Origin of the sequence: Cupriavidus sp. YR651 (genome assembly GCF_900101625.1) — a bacterium.
GTDB lineage: Bacteria > Pseudomonadota > Gammaproteobacteria > Burkholderiales > Burkholderiaceae > Cupriavidus.
In genome coordinates this window covers 280,695-295,060 of record NZ_FMYZ01000007.1, presented here as the reverse complement: position 1 = coordinate 295,060, position 14,366 = coordinate 280,695, and the positions used below count along the sequence as shown (strand labels likewise).

Sequence of the window (14,366 nt, the reverse complement as noted above, 5' to 3'; positions counted from 1 at the left end):
TTCAGTGCGTCGCCGCGTCCTTTGGCGGATAGCGGACTTCCAGGATATCAATCTGTTCGACACCGGCTGGCGTGCGCAGCGCGACGGTGTCGCCCTCGCGCGCCTTGATCAGTGCCTTGGCGATCGGCGAGATCCAGCTGACGTGGTGATTGTCGAGGTCGACCTCATCCATGCCGACGATCGTGATCGTGGTCTCTTCACCGGCGTGGGTCGCATATGTGACGGTGGCGCCAAAGAAGATCTGATCGTTGTCGCCCTGCAAGGACGGATCGACGACTTCGGCTTTGTCGAGTCGGCGCGTAAGAAAGCGGATGCGGCGATCAATTTCGCGCAGTCGCTTCTTGCCGTAGAGGTAGTCGCCGTTCTCGGAGCGGTCGCCGTTGGATGCGGCCCAGGAGACGATCTGCACGACCTCGGGACGATCCACATCGATGAGGTGCATCAGTTCGTCGCGCAGGCGGTTGTAGCCGGTGGCGGTGATGTAGTTCTTCGTACCGGCCGGCAGCGGGGTGGCGCCCTCGGGGAGATCGTCGTCGTCGTCGTTGGACGACTCTTTCACAAATGCCTTGTTCATGGTCCGGATCACTTCTTCGGGTTCTCATTATAGAAGTTGCGCCTGCCGGACGCGTCGCGCGAAAAAATGCGGCGTAGGGGGTTCACAAAACTGAAAACTTCTATATAATCTCACTTCTCGGTTGCGGCTGTAGCTCAGTTGGATAGAGTACTTGGCTACGAACCAAGGGGTCGTGGGTTCGAATCCTGCCAGCCGCGCCAACCTGTTTAGTAAGAAAGGGCTTCCGGAAACGGAAGCCCTTTTTTCATTCTCTTCATTCCCCCCTCCGGTTTTTCAGTTCCCTTCGCTCCGGTGCTTCGTGCGCACCCGGAACGGTGCGGCGTTGTGCGGTTCAAACTATCATCGACCCATTTCCATCGTGGAGGTGCTCATGCATCAGGACGAGTGGCGGGTAGAAGGTTATCGCGGCATGGATGCATACGTGCTGGTGTCGTCGCATCGCGAATCCGTCGCCGGCAGTGTGCGTGACGAAGAGGTGTGGGGGTACGAAGTGCGCATTGCGCAGGAAGGTGCCGATACCGCGGACGCTGGCGAAACCGAAATCCTGTCGAGCGGCTCGCAAGTTTTCGTCACACGCCGTGCGGCGGAGGTGGCGGCGTTCAGTGCGGCGTATGCGGTGATCGACAAGTTGCTGGGGCCGGTTATCTGAGGCGTCGGCGCAGCTTTTTGCAGTCATTGCGATGCGCGCAATGGCCTATATCATGCCGTGATTTATCTCGATGATCGCCGATTGATGGAGATCATTTTTGTTTGGCGGTGCGACTTCTAGTCTGGTTGCGAAGCGCGCGGATTCTCGCGCGCCAGCAGCAGAGAAAAGGAGTGCGCCATGCGCGAGTACGAAGGATTCAAGATCATCTATGAAGTCATTGCCTTGCCGAAGGGCAGGTGGGGCATCATGATCGAAATCGTCCGGCGGGAAAGCGGCGAGGTCTTGATCGCGCGGCATAATCCATTTCCGCAGCAGCCGTTCGATACCAAGCTGCAGGCACTGGATCAGGTGAATCGCTATATCGAGGAAACCCTTGAGGACCTGGATAGCCAGGTGAGGCTGCGTCGCATCGCATAGCGCCGACAAGGACGCGACTGACAGGCGCAATGTCGAGAAGCCACCAACAACATTCCGCGACCTGCAGACATGCCTTGCCCCAAAAAGAAAACGCCCGCGAGGGCGTTTTCTTTTTCCCGGTGCAAATAAAGGTTGCCTTATGGTGATGAATCCCCCATACTCCGTTTCCTTCAGACGCGGGGTGGAGCAGTTGGCAGCTCGTCGGGCTCATAACCCGAAGGTCGCAGGTTCAAGTCCTGCCCCCGCAACCAAACATCTTGTCCTGACCGTCCGGTCAAGGCGATTCCCAGTAGAACCAAAATTGCATCGCGTGGCGCTTCGCCCGCGATGTTTTCGCGTGCGCGACGTACGCACGATGATCTAGTCGTGCGGCCGTGCGCGCCTCGTCTTGAGTTGTTGCGTTACGCCTTCGCGAGCGATGCCGCCGCTGCCGCGAACGTATCGCGCACCTGGGGCTGACCTTCACGGTCAGCCGCTTCGGCGCGATCCTTGAGGCGTGTCGCCAGGACGGCGAGATTGCCACCGCCGCCACACTTCGTGGCCGCTTCGCGCATCAGTTGCGCAAGTTCCTGACTCACATCGGCGCCGTCGAACGCGCTGACCGATAAGGCCGAGATGCGTTCGAGGTAGTTGTTGATCAGCGCTTCATCATGTTGCGGTTCGGACATGGCAGCTCCTTGTCGAACGAGTGAGCGGACGATAGCGGACGAATGGCGGGCGACAGCGGACCAACAGCGAATAAACGCGCGAACCAACGCGCGAACACTTGAGGCCCGCGCCTTGCGCTAACGCCGTGGTGGCAGCGCGGGCGGCAGGGCGACGCGTCGTCGCGCGGGTTTGAGCACGCGGTTGGGCCACAGAACGTAATTCGTATGCGGGTCCATCGGCTTGCCGAAATAGGACACCCACACCTGTACACCTTGTTCGGTTTCGGACACGATCGCCGCCACGGCACGGGCAGCGACAGAAGGGGATTTGAGCAGGTCAGCCAGCGCTTCCACGCCCTGGACCACATGGTGCTTCACCCCTTTGAACCATACGTATTGACGCATGGCTGCAAGAAAACGCTTGGTCATGAACTTGACTCTTCCTGTTGGCGATGCGAAGTGAGACCACAGCTTACACGGATAGTTGTGACGCTTTTGTAGGGCGGCGTCTGATTTTCTCGCGCGGCTGCCGAGTCATGTGACGTATCCGCACATCACTCCGCTGCAGCCGTGTGGTGCGCCAAATTGACAACCTGCAATCGTTGTCTTAGCGTGGTTGCAAATACTGCACAAATCAACATGTCCTTGGCCGATCGGCGTGGAGGCATCGTGGGAAACGTGGCAGAGCTGGAAACGCGTCGGGCGCGTGGCAAGGCATTGCGTCAGCAAGTGCCGCGTCGGGAACATGAGGCGATCGGAAAGATTCATCGCGACCCCATCAAATTGCTGGAAGCCGGCAGTCACGGCCGTGTCGGGCGGCTCATACCGCTGCGCTACGGGCGGATGATTGCCTCCCCGTTTGCGTTCTACCGTGGCAGCGCCATCATCCAGGCGCACGACCTGTCGGGCACGGTGAATTCCGGACTCACGATGCAGATCTGCGGCGACTGCCATCTCGCGAACTTCGGCGGATTCGCCACGCCGGAACGCGCACTGTTATTCGACCTCAATGACTTCGACGAAACCAGCCCCGGCCCGTGGGAATGGGACCTGAAGCGGCTGGCGGCAAGCTTTGTCGTCGGGGCGCGCCACTTGCGCCATAGCGCGGCCACTGCCGACAATTTCGTGTACGAGCTGGTCAACAGCTACCGGGACCGCATGGCGGTCTATGCCGAGATGGGCATTCTGGAGACCTGGTACGACCGTATCACCTTTGACCGAATGCTGGCGGAGGCGACCAACCCGATCGCCCAGAAGCGCATCCGCCGCGCGATGGAGCAGGCCGCCACGCGTACCCATGAGTCCTTGTTGCCCAAGCTCACCGAACGCGAGGGCGACAAGTGGAGGATCCTCGATGCCCCGCCGGCTGTCTTCCATGTGCGCGGCAAGCAGACGCTGTTCGATGCCAGGGATGACTGGATGCGGACCAGCAAACCCGAAGAGATCGTCGCGAAATGCTTCAAGGAATACCTGTCGACACTCGCGCAGGATCGACGTCTCCTCTTGTCTCACTTCAAGTCGCAGGACATCGCGTTCAAGGTGGTGGGTGTGGGCAGCGTCGGCACACGGTGTCTGATCCAGCTGCTGATCGACAGTCACGGCAAGCCGCTGTTCCTGCAAATCAAGGAGGCGACGAGGTCCGTCGTGGCACGATATTTCAAGACGCCGCCGGTGGCGCATGAGGGCCGTCGCGTGGTGGAAGGGCAGCGGCTGATGCAGGCGGCCAGTGACCTGTTCCTCGGCTGGACCAAGGGGCCGTTTGGCCGGCACTTCTACCTGCGGCAATTGCGGGACATGAAGTTCTCCGCCGACGTCGAACTGATGGACGCCGAGGTGCTGACGGGCTACGCCCGGCTGTGCGGACGCGTACTGGCACGGGCCCATGCCAAGGGCAGCGGGCTGGCCGCCGAGGTCAGCGGCTACCTGGGGGCCAGCGACCGCATGGCGGAGGCGCTGATCGCCTATTCCAACGCCTATGCCGACCAGGTGGAGCGCGACTATGAGATCTTCGTTGCCGCCTGCCGGTCGGGTCGGCTGGAGGCTCGCACCGATGCCGACCTGGCCGCCGATTTTCGCGTATAGCGCGCTTGGCTGCATAGCGGGCGAGCTGCCGCGCGACCATCGCCAGCCATCACGATTCGTATTTGACGGAACCACTACAGGAGCTTGCCGATGACCGAGGATATCCTGCTGCAACTGATGGTGGAGGTCGAGAAAGCCGACCCGATCGACTATGCCGATCTGCCGTTCGATGACGACGCGCTGCGGGTGCTGGCGTGCAAGCTGATTGCCGAACGCTCCACGGAACTGGAGAGCTCCGGCATGTCGCAGGATGCGCTGCTGGCCACGCTCTGGGCCTCCACGGCCAAGCTTGTGCTGGAGAACATCGTGCTCAATGCGCGCTTGCTGACCCTGCAAGGCTTGCCCGATGACGCCCGCGCACTGATCGACCGGATCGCGCGACAGTCACGCGGTGGCGTCTGAAACTTCCCGGCGCACAAAAAAGCGCTCCACGCATCACACGATGCGTGAGCGTTCCTGTTTGGATAAAATACCGGCTTTCCGTCCTGGCTACGACCTGACGCCGCGTTAGTGCGAGCGCGGCGGCCGGCGGCGTCTGATTTGGAGGATTTCGGGTGATCAAGTGGATAATCGTCGCGGCCTATCTGGGTGCCATCCTGTATGTGCACTTCCGCGGCAAGGTACGTCTACCGTTCATGCGCCAGTTGCTGGATCACTCCGCGCTGGTCGCGCCGATCAACTGCTTCATGTACATGTTCTCGGGCGTGCCGCGCACCCCGTACATTCCGGTCGAGCGCTTTCCCGACCTCGAAAAGCTGCGTACCGCCTGGCCGTTGATTCGTGACGAGGGCATGGCCCTGATCGCGATGCGCAAGATCAAGGCCGCTGACAAGAACGACGACGCCGGCTTCAACTCCTTTTTCAAGTATGGCTGGAAGCGCTTCTACCTGAAGTGGTATGAAGCCCAGCATCCGTCGGCCGAAACGCTGTGCCCGAAGACCGTGGCGCTGCTGCGCGAGCTGCCGACGGTGAAGGCCGCGATGTTTGCCGAGCTGCCGCCGGGCGGCAAGCTGAATCCTCACCGTGATCCGTTTGCGGGTTCGCTGCGCTACCACCTGGGCCTGTCCACCCCGAACGACGACCGCTGCTTTATCGAGGTCGATGGCGAGCGCCATAGCTGGCGCGACGGACAGGGTGTGGTGTTCGACGAGACCTATCTGCACTGGGCCGAGAACCGGAGCGAGTCGGATCGTCTGATCCTGTTCTGCGATATCGAGCGTCCGATGCGCTACCGCTGGGCCGCCGCGTTCAATCACTGGATGGGCCGCAAGGTGATGACGGCTGCCAGCTCGCCAAACGAGGAATCGGACCAGACCGGCGCAATCAACAAGCTGTTCCGCTTCGTGTGGCTGGGCGGCCAGTATCGCCGGCGTTTCAAGGCGTGGAACAAGAGCGTGTATTACGTGACCAAGTTTGGGCTGATCATCGGCGGCGTTGCGTTGATCGTGTTCCTCTGACCGACTCCTCACGACCCCGCACGCCCCTGCGCGGGTCCGCACAAGCGAAAAAAAGCCGCCTCAATCACGAGGCGGCTTTTTCATTTGCGTCGCGCGATCGGTGCGGCGCCCGGCGATGCAAGCGCGTTAGCGCTCGAATCCCGCCTGCCGTCGCTCGTTGCCGATGGCTTCGTAGTGCGCGCGCTTGGCCTCGTACATGCGGCCGTCGGCAATCTTGACGGTGTCGGTCAGCCGATCGCCCTGCGTGCAGGTGGCGCTGCCGATCGAGAACGACAGCCGTGTGCCTGGATAGAACTGGTTGTTCAGCTCCACCACCTGCTCGATCTGCCCGACCACCGTGGCCGCCCCGCGTTCGTCGCTGCCCGGCAGCAGCACCATGAATTCGTCGCCGCCGATGCGGGCCACGCAGGCTTGCTCGCCCACGGCCTTTTTCAGGACCTCGCCCGTGCGGCGCAGCAGCGCGTCGCCATCGCCGTGACCGAACTGGTCGTTGACGATCTTCAGGCCGTTCAGGTCCACCGCGATCACGCTGACCGGCCACGGCCCCTTGCGGCCCAGGCGCGCGAGTTCGTCTTCGTAGTAGGCGCGGTTGTAGAGTTTGGTCAGCACATCATGCTTGCCGAGGAACTCCACGTATGCCTCGGCCTTCTTGCGTGCCGTGATGTCCGTCAGCGAAACCAGCACCTGGTCCCAGTCGGCCTCGCGGCCGGGAAAGACGGACCATTGCATGAACACGTCGACCGCCCGGCCGTCCAGCGCGTAGTTGATGACCTCGCGTTGCTGCCAGAGCTTCTCGTGCCAGAGGTCGATCAGTTGCTCGGCAAAGTGGATGCGCATGTCGTCGCGGAACACGTCGCCCAGGCGGGACAGCAGGATCTCCTTGCTCGGCGCGCCGAACATGGACAGCGTCTGCTGATTGACGTCGAGCACACGGATCTCCTGCATGCAGCGCGAGACGAAATCCGGATGCACGTTCAGGAATGTGCGGAAGTCGGTGATGCCGGCGGCGCGCACCTCGTCCAGCAGCATCTTGACCACGCTGAAATCCTCGACCCATAGCGACACCGGCGAATGCTCGAACAGCCCCTGGGCGTATTGCTGGCTGCGGCGCAGGTCGCGCTCGGTGCGCATGCGGGTGGTGATGTCCTCGATCGACAGCAGCACGCGCGACCAGTCGTCCTCATGACCGGGCATCACGCTGGCTTCCAGGCGGATGTCGAGCCGTTCGCCGTCGAGCGTGTAGTTGACCGTCTGGCTGGAGAAATGCCTGCCGCCATCCCAGAGCTGGCCGAGCTCTTCCACGTGCTGATCGAACATGTCGTCGCGGAATACCGTGTCGAGGTTCGCCACCAGATCAGCCAGGTCAGCGGCGCGGAACAGGTCCAGCGTGCGGCGGTTCACGTCGAGCACGCAGATCAGGGACGAGCAGCGCGCGACCTCGCCGGGGTTGTCGCGCAGGTAGCGGCGCAGGTCGGTGACGCCGTCGGTGCGTAGTTGGTCGAAGGCTTGCCTGACCGCGCTGAAATCCTCGAGCCAAAGCGACACGGGCGCAAGCTGAAACAGGGTCTGATAGTCGTCGTCAAGCCGCGACGCGGCAGGTGCACTGCCCAAGTCTGTTCTCCCTCTTGTTCTGTTGTTCTGTTGTTCCGTCGTGGCGTTCTGGCGGTCGGCGTCCGCGCATTAGGATAGGCGAGGCCGCCAGAAATGGGGAGAAATCTTGGAGGAGCGGTGCCGGGATTGGCGGGGGGTGTTGTGGTCGCTGGCCATGGCGTCAGGCCACCGGGGGGCAGGCCAGGCGGCGGAAATCAGGCAGCAGAATCAGGGGGCCAGGCGTCCGATCACCGTGGCCAGTGTTTCGAGCGCCCGTTCGAGCGCTGGCGAGCGCGGCGTTCCGCAATTGATGCGCAGGTAGTGGTCGAAGCGATTGGAGTTCGAGAACATCGCGCCTGGCATGACGCGGATGCCTTGCGCCAGCGCCTGTTCGAACACGATCTCCGACGAGATGCCCGCGGGCAGTTCCACCCACAGGTGCATCCCGCCGCGCGGCAGCGTCAGGCGCGTCCCGGTCGGAAACCGGCTCGCGATAACTTGCGCGACCCATTCGCGCTGCGTCCGTAGCTGGCCGCGCAGGCGCCGCAGGTGGCGTTCGAATGCGCCGGTCGCCATGAAATCGGCCACGGCGATCTGCGGCAGCATCTCGTTGGGGCGCGACAGGCCAAACTTGAGCATCTCCACACGGGCCTGCCACTTGCCGGCCGCGATCCAGCCAAGCCGCATGCCCGGTGCCAGTACCTTGTGAAGCGAGGCGCAATGAATCACGTTGCCCGTGGTATCCCACGCCTTGGCAGCCGCCAGCGGCACGTCGTCATCGTGCGTCGCGGAAAAGCAATCGTCTTCGATGAGCGCGATGCCGCTGGCCTCGCACCAGGCCACCAGCCGCTGCTTGTGGGCATCCGGCATGACGCTGCCGAGCGGGTTCTGCAGGTTGGGCACCACCGCCACGGCCTTGATGTTGTCGTAGGTCCGGGCGGCCAGCTCCAGGGCTTCGAGCGAGATGCCGGTCTGCGGACTGCACGGGATCTCGAGCGCTCGCATGCCAAGGCTCTCCAGGATCTGCAGCAGCCCGTAGTAGGTAGGCGATTCCACTGCGATGACATCGCCGGGTCCGGCCACGGCGCGCAGGGCGAGGTTGAGCGCCTCCGTGCAACCGTGGGTGACCACGATCTCCTCCGGCGAGAGAGGGATGCGCGACCGCAGCGCGTGCCGGGCCAGCGCGGCGCGAAAGCCGGGATGCCCGTCCGATTCCACGGCGCTGCCATAGAGATCCGGATGACGCCGCAGGGCGCGCGTCGCGGCGGTACGTAGCGCCGCGGTCGGGTAGAGCGAGGATGCCGCGCAGGCGCCGCCGAGATTCACCTGCACGTCCTGATGCTGGCCGCGCGCCAGAATCGCCGAGATGCGCTGGTGGATGCCGACGTACTGGGCGGGATCCGGCAGGCCTGGCGCGGGCTCCTCGATCGGCGTGATCAACTGTCGTGACAGGCGTGAGGGCGCGCGCACAAAATAACCGGAGCGAGGCCGCGCCTCGAGCACGCCGGCGGATTCCAGTTCGCGACACGCCTGCAGCGCGGTGGACAGGCTCACGCCGTGCAGCCCCATCAGCGCGCGCACCGACGGCATGCGGTCGCCGGGCGCGAGGGTCCCGGCCGCAATGGCTTGCCGGTAGTGGCCGGCGACTTGCTGGTAAAGCGGGGCGGAGGCGGTCATGACGGCATCATCGCGTACGCGCGACGGACGCAACAGATACAGATATGGGGTCCCTGTATCGTAACAGAGCAAATATTTCGGATCTGTTCTGGGGTCACCTGCCGGCCCTTGTGTCTACTGGGCTGGCGGGTCGGCCGATACGCTGAAGTCCTGATTTTGCGGACAGCGGAGTACGACCATGACCCATCCTGAAGAAGCGATTCCCGGCACCATGCGGTTGGCCGTAGGGCGGTGCCTCAACCTGCACTTGCGGGCCGGCACCGTGATCCATGTGACCACCGGCAATGTGGAACTGGCGGGTGCGCCCGGCTGGCTGGCGGAACACGTCTGCCGTCCATATTGCCGACTGCGTGCCGGCGGCGTGTTCGTCGCGGCCACGGATGGCTGGGTCACGCTGGCATCGACGGGCACGTCCGCACTGCGCGTGACGCCGGCGGAGGCGCCCCCGGACTGGTGGCGGCTGATAAAATCCCGCTTCGGCCGTTCTGGCCTCCTGCTGGGAAACGCCCGGCCACCAGACACCAAGGCCGCAGAAACACCAGTTCCCCATGCTACGTCTAAGTGAAGTCAAACTCCCGCTCGACCATGCCGAGAGCGACCTGGAGGCGGCCGTGCGCAGCCACCTCGCCCAGATCGGCGTCAAAGGCGACGGGCTTGTCGGTTTTACCGTCTTCCGCCGTGCCCATGACGCCCGCAAGCGCGACGATATCAAGCTGACCTACATCATCGATATCGAAGTGAAAGACGAGGCCGCCGCGCTCAAGCGGATGGCCGGCAAGCCCCACTGGAGTGTGACGCCGGACATGGCGTATCGCTTCGTGGCGCAGGCGCCCGAGGGCGGCCCGAAGACGCGCCCGGTGGTGATCGGCCTGGGGCCCTGCGGCCTGCTGGCCGGGCTGCTGCTGGCGCAGATGGGCTTCCGGCCGATCATCCTGGAGCGCGGGAAGGAAGTCCGCGAACGCACCAAGGATACGTTCGGCCTGTGGCGCAAGAGCGTGCTGAATCCCGAATCGAACGTGCAGTTTGGCGAGGGTGGCGCCGGCACGTTCTCGGACGGCAAGCTCTACAGTCAGATCAAGGACCCGAAGCACTACGGCCGCAAGGTGCTGAACGAGTTCGTGCGCGCTGGCGCGCCGGAGGACATCCTGTTCAAGGCGCGTCCCCATATCGGCACGTTCCGCCTGGTCAGCATGGTGGAGAAAATGCGCGCCGAGATGCTGTCACTGGGTGCCGAGATCCGCTTCGAGACGCGCGTCGACGATATCGACATCGACAACGGCCAGGTGCGCGGGCTGAAGCTGTCCACGGGGGATTACCTCCCGTGCGATCACGTCATCCTGGCCGTGGGCCACAGTGCGCGCGACACCTTCCACATGCTGCATGACCGCGGCGTGTTCATGGAGGCCAAGCCGTTCTCGCTGGGTTTCCGCATCGAGCATCCGCAGGGCCTGATCAACCGTAGCCGCTTTGGCAAATTCGCCGGCAACAAGCTGCTGGGCGCGGCGGACTACAAGGTCGTGCATCACGCCAGCAACGGCCGTGCGGTCTACAGCTTCTGCATGTGCCCGGGTGGCACGGTGGTGGCCGCGGCGTCCGAGCCGGGCCGGCTGGTGACCAACGGCATGAGCCAGTACTACCGCGCCGAGCGCAACGCCAACGCGGGCATCGTGGTGGGCATCACGCCGGATGAAGATTTCCCGGGCGGCCCGCTGGCCGGCATCGCGTTCCAGCGCAAGTGGGAAGAGCGCGCATTCGAGCTGGGCGGCAGCGACTATCGCGCGCCGGGGCAACTGGTTGGCGATTTCATCGCGGGCCGGCCGTCCACCGCGCTCGGTTCAGTGGAGCCGTCGTACAAGCCCGGCGTGACGCCGACAGACCTGAGCACGTCGTTGCCCGACTATGTGATTGCGGCAATTCGCGAGGCATTGCCGGAACTCGACAAGAAGATCGCCGGGTTTGCGATGCACGACGCGGTGCTGACCGGCGTGGAGACGCGCACGTCGTCTCCGCTGCGGATTCGCCGCAATAACGACGACTACCAGAGCATCAATGTGAAGGGCCTGTATCCGGCGGGCGAGGGTGCGGGCTATGCCGGCGGCATCTATTCGGCGGCGATCGACGGCATCGAAGTGGCCGAGGCTGTCGCACAGGACATCGCCAACGGCCATTGACGCAGGCGGGCCTGCAGGCGGCTATGCCTTGCCGGCCCGCGCCCCGAGGTAATCCGCCGCCGCGATGCCTGCCGCACGTCCGCTGGCGAAGCATGCCGTCAGCAGGTAGCCGCCGGTCGGCGCCTCCCAATCCAGCATTTCTCCCGCACAGAACACCCCCGGCAGCGCCGACAGCATCAGCCTGTCGTCCATCGCCTCGAAGGTCACGCCGCCGGCGGTGCTGATGACTTCGTCGATGGGCCGCGCGCGCACCAGGCGCAGCGGCAGCGACTTGATGCCGGCAGCCAGCACCGCGTTGTCGTGCATCGCTTCCTTCGACAGCCCTTCACGGAGCAATCCTGCCTTGACGCCGGTGATGCCGAGCTTGCTCTGCAAGTGGCTCGATACCGAACGCGATCCGCGCGGCCGGCCGATCTCCTCGGCGACGCGCGCGGCGGACAGCCCCGGTGCCAGGTCGAGCCGGATCTCCGCGACGCCGTCGCGGTCGATCAGGTCGCGGATCGGTGCGGACAACGCATAGACGAGACTCCCCTCGATTCCCATCGCGCTGATCACGAACTCGCCTTGCCGATAGAGCGGCGTGCCGTCGGGCGCGGTCACGGCGATGGCCGCCGACTTGACCGGATCGCCCGCATGGCGTGCGCCAAAGAGCGCGGACCAGTCCACGTCGAACCCACAGTTGGTGGGCTTGAGCGGGGCGATGTCCACGCCGCGCGCGGCCAGCAGCGGTACCCATGCGGCATCCGAGCCGAGCCGGGCCCAACTGCCGCCGCCGAGCGCGAGCACCACGGTGCGGGCCTCGACGCTTGCTTCGCCCTCTGGCGTGGCAAAGCGCAGCGCGTGCGCGCCGGATGCCGTTGCATCGCCCCAGCCGATCCAGCGATGCCGCGTGTGCACGCGCACGCCCGATTCGCGCAGGCGGTGGAGCCACGTGCGCAGCAGCGGCGCCGCTTTCATCTCCGTCGGAAACACACGGCCCGAGCTGCCGACGAAGGTGTCGATGCCCAGCGCATGGACCCAGTTGCGCAGCGCCTGGGCATCGAACGCATCCAGCAGCGGCGCCACGCGGTCAGCGCGGCTGCCGTAACGTGCGACAAACGCGGGGGAGGGCTCCGAGTGCGTGATGTTCATCCCGCCCTTGCCGGCCATCAGGAACTTGCGGCCGACGGACGGCATGGCATCGTAGACATCCACCGGCACGCCACGGGCCGCGAGCATTTCGGCCGCCATCAGCCCGGCGGGGCCGCCGCCTACGACGACAGCGCCGATGGCAGGGTGCTGGGCGGGAGAGGAGGCGGGCGAAGCGGACATGGATGGCAGGTTGGGGCAGGTGGGTGGGGGGGGGCGGCGCGTTCTCGCGCTCTCATCAGGCACGTGGCAAAAACGCGTGGCAATCCAGCCGCGAATTATAGGGGAGTGGCACGAGGCGGATCTGCCTCGCGGGTGACGGAATCGCGCCCCTTGCGGGCAGTAGAATGATGCTTTGCCCGCCGTAGCCATCGCCATGCCCGCCATTCCGACCACCGATCCCGTCGATCCCGTCGATCCCGTCGATCCAGTTGTCGACGCCGTCCGCCACTGGTTGTCGCGCGCCGTCATCGGCCTGAACCTGTGCCCGTTCGCCAAGAGCGTCTACGTGAAGGATCAGGTTCGATATGTGGTCAGCAAAGCCACCAGGGACGAAGACGTGCTCGATGATCTGGAGCGCGAGTTGCGCCTGCTGGAAGAGACCGATCCTGCCGTCATCGATACGACGTTGCTGATCGTGCCGCATGCGCTGCAGGACTTCATGGCTTACAACGACCTCCTGTATTTCGCGGATCGCCTGCTGCGCAGCCTGCGCCTGCAGGGAACGCTGCAGATCGCGAGCTTCCATCCGGACTACCAGTTCGAAGGCACCGGGCCGGACGACATCGAGAACTACACCAACCGCGCACCGTTTCCGATCCTGCACTTGCTGCGCGAAGACAGCATCGCGCGCGCCGCCGAGGCCTTTCCGGATGCAGCGGACATCTACGAGCGCAACCAGGCCACCATGCGGCGGCTGGGCCATGATGGCTGGCGCGAGTGGATGGCGGGGAAGTCGGACGACGAATCCTGAGCGCCACCGGGGACGGCCGCGCCGGAAGGCGGAACATCCTTGCGGCGTGGTGCGATGGAGGGGGAGGTCGGGGCGCGGAAAGTTGGGGCGCGAAAGTCAGGGTGTCGTGAAGAATCGTTCCTGCATTTCTTCCAGCCCCAGCGTCTCCAGTACGTTCTGCAGGCGCTCGGTGGGGCGGCGGCGCGGCAGGTCCTTGTACTGGGCGATGATCAGTTCGTTCTTCATCGAATGTTCCCAGCCCACCAGTTCGGTCACGCTGACCTGATAGCCGTGCGCCTCGAGCTGCAGGCAGCGCAGCACATTGGTCACCTGGCTGCCGAACTCGCGCGTGTGGAGCGGGTGGCGCCAGATCTCGGTCAGCGGGTTGCCCGCCAGCAGCTTGCCCTTGTTTTTGCGCAGCACGCTGGCCACCTCGGCCTGGCAGCACGGCACCAGCACGATGTGGCGCGCCTGCTTGGCCAGCGCAAAGCGGATGGCATCGTCGGTCGCCGTATTGCAGGCGTGCAGCGCAGTGACCACGTCCACCGTAGCCGGCAGCGCGGCGGAAGTGATCGAGTCCGCCACGGACAGGTTCAGGAACGACATCCCTTCGAAACCCAGATGCTTCGCCAGCGTCGTCGAGCTGGTGACCAGTTCCTCGCGCGTCTCGATGCCGAAGATGTGTGAGTCGTCCTTCAGGTCCTTGAAAAACAGGTCGTAGAGGATAAAGCCCAGATATGACTTGCCCGCGCCGTGATCCACCAGCGACAGGGTGCCCCGCGCATCTTTCACCTCGCGTAGCAGCGGCTCGATGAACTGGAACAGGTGATAGACCTGCTTGAGCTTGCGGCGGCTGTCCTGGTTCATCTTGCCGTCGCGCGTCAGGATGTGGAGCGCCTTGAGCAGCTCGATGGACTGACCGGGACGGATTTCGTGCGTGTTGGACATGGGGGAGAAGCCTGCGGCGGGGAAAGCGAAGGCCGACAGTTTACCGAATTCCCGCGTGCCGTCCGTGCCGCGCT

At 64.2% G+C, this 14,366-nt stretch carries 15 protein-coding genes and 2 tRNA genes; 10 read left to right on the top strand and 7 right to left on the bottom strand.

Features of this window, described 5'->3' with window-relative positions:
- Position 1: 1 nt before the first annotated feature.
- Entirely contained in the window at positions 2-574 is a 573-nt protein-coding gene (greB, locus tag BLR29_RS20565; RefSeq protein WP_092138963.1) for a transcription elongation factor GreB, read from the bottom strand.
- Positions 575-697: 123 nt separating this feature from the next.
- On the opposite strand from greB, the gene BLR29_RS20560 reads away from it, so the two are divergent.
- From BLR29_RS20560 to BLR29_RS20545, 4 genes are all read left to right on the top strand, one after another.
- Positions 698-774 (top strand) — tRNA-Arg (locus tag BLR29_RS20560).
- Between the two features lie 170 nt (positions 775-944).
- Positions 945-1,223: a hypothetical protein gene (locus tag BLR29_RS20555; protein WP_092138961.1), complete on the top strand. Its 279-nt coding sequence runs from the start codon at positions 945-947 to the stop codon at positions 1,221-1,223.
- 177 nt (positions 1,224-1,400) lie between these two features.
- Positions 1,401-1,640, top strand: coding sequence for a hypothetical protein (locus BLR29_RS20550; protein WP_092138959.1), 240 nt, complete (start codon positions 1,401-1,403; stop codon positions 1,638-1,640).
- Positions 1,641-1,815: 175 nt separating this feature from the next.
- Positions 1,816-1,891 (top strand) — tRNA-Met (locus BLR29_RS20545).
- Positions 1,892-2,041: 150 nt separating this feature from the next.
- Here the strand turns inward: BLR29_RS20545 and BLR29_RS20540 are convergent.
- Together BLR29_RS20540 and BLR29_RS20535 are read right to left on the bottom strand one after the other, a co-directional pair.
- Positions 2,042-2,308, bottom strand: coding sequence for a hypothetical protein (locus tag BLR29_RS20540; protein ID WP_092138957.1), 267 nt, complete (start codon positions 2,306-2,308; stop codon positions 2,042-2,044).
- Between the two features lie 117 nt (positions 2,309-2,425).
- Positions 2,426-2,716 (bottom strand): hypothetical protein, encoded by a 291-nt coding sequence (locus tag BLR29_RS20535; RefSeq protein WP_092138955.1) that lies wholly within the window; start codon positions 2,714-2,716, stop codon positions 2,426-2,428.
- 210 nt (positions 2,717-2,926) lie between these two features.
- Between BLR29_RS20535 and BLR29_RS20530 the strand changes: the two genes are divergently transcribed.
- From BLR29_RS20530 to lpxO, 3 genes are all read left to right on the top strand, one after another.
- Positions 2,927-4,369: a DUF2252 domain-containing protein gene (locus BLR29_RS20530; protein ID WP_092138953.1), complete on the top strand. Its 1,443-nt coding sequence runs from the start codon at positions 2,927-2,929 to the stop codon at positions 4,367-4,369.
- Positions 4,370-4,459: 90 nt separating this feature from the next.
- Positions 4,460-4,771 (top strand): hypothetical protein, encoded by a 312-nt coding sequence (locus BLR29_RS20525; RefSeq protein ID WP_092138951.1) that lies wholly within the window; start codon positions 4,460-4,462, stop codon positions 4,769-4,771.
- A 152-nt stretch (positions 4,772-4,923) separates the two neighbouring features.
- Positions 4,924-5,826 carry a lipid A hydroxylase LpxO gene (lpxO, locus tag BLR29_RS20520; RefSeq protein WP_092138950.1) on the top strand — a complete coding sequence of 301 codons (903 nt, stop codon included), beginning with the start codon at positions 4,924-4,926 and terminating at the stop codon, positions 5,824-5,826.
- Positions 5,827-5,952: 126 nt separating this feature from the next.
- Here lpxO and BLR29_RS20515 read toward each other — a convergent pair whose 3' ends face one another.
- Positions 5,953-7,437, bottom strand: a complete 1,485-nt coding sequence (locus BLR29_RS20515; protein ID WP_092138948.1) for a sensor domain-containing diguanylate cyclase — start codon at positions 7,435-7,437, stop codon at positions 5,953-5,955.
- Between the two features lie 207 nt (positions 7,438-7,644).
- Positions 7,645-9,093 carry an aminotransferase-like domain-containing protein gene (locus tag BLR29_RS20510; protein WP_092138946.1) on the bottom strand — a complete coding sequence of 483 codons (1,449 nt, stop codon included), beginning with the start codon at positions 9,091-9,093 and terminating at the stop codon, positions 7,645-7,647.
- Positions 9,094-9,271: 178 nt separating this feature from the next.
- On the opposite strand from BLR29_RS20510, the gene BLR29_RS20505 reads away from it, so the two are divergent.
- Both BLR29_RS20505 and BLR29_RS20500 read left to right on the top strand, forming a co-directional pair.
- Positions 9,272-9,658 (top strand): hypothetical protein, encoded by a 387-nt coding sequence (locus tag BLR29_RS20505; protein WP_092138944.1) that lies wholly within the window; start codon positions 9,272-9,274, stop codon positions 9,656-9,658.
- Complete coding sequence (locus BLR29_RS20500) at positions 9,642-11,264, top strand: NAD(P)/FAD-dependent oxidoreductase (protein ID WP_092138942.1); 1,623 nt, start codon at positions 9,642-9,644, stop codon at positions 11,262-11,264. The genes BLR29_RS20505 and BLR29_RS20500 overlap by 17 nt, the downstream gene beginning before the upstream one ends.
- Before the next feature lie 21 nt (positions 11,265-11,285).
- On the opposite strand, the gene BLR29_RS20495 is transcribed toward BLR29_RS20500, so the two are convergent.
- Positions 11,286-12,575, bottom strand: a complete 1,290-nt coding sequence (locus BLR29_RS20495) for a TIGR03862 family flavoprotein (protein WP_092138940.1) — start codon at positions 12,573-12,575, stop codon at positions 11,286-11,288.
- 193 nt (positions 12,576-12,768) lie between these two features.
- On the opposite strand from BLR29_RS20495, the gene BLR29_RS20490 reads away from it, so the two are divergent.
- Entirely contained in the window at positions 12,769-13,365 is a 597-nt protein-coding gene (locus tag BLR29_RS20490; protein ID WP_092139175.1) for a DUF1415 domain-containing protein, read from the top strand.
- A gap of 96 nt (positions 13,366-13,461) precedes the next feature.
- Here the strand turns inward: BLR29_RS20490 and BLR29_RS20485 are convergent, their stop codons facing one another.
- Positions 13,462-14,292 (bottom strand): class I SAM-dependent methyltransferase, encoded by an 831-nt coding sequence (locus tag BLR29_RS20485; RefSeq protein WP_092138938.1) that lies wholly within the window; start codon positions 14,290-14,292, stop codon positions 13,462-13,464.
- Between the last annotated feature and the right edge of the window lie 74 nt (positions 14,293-14,366).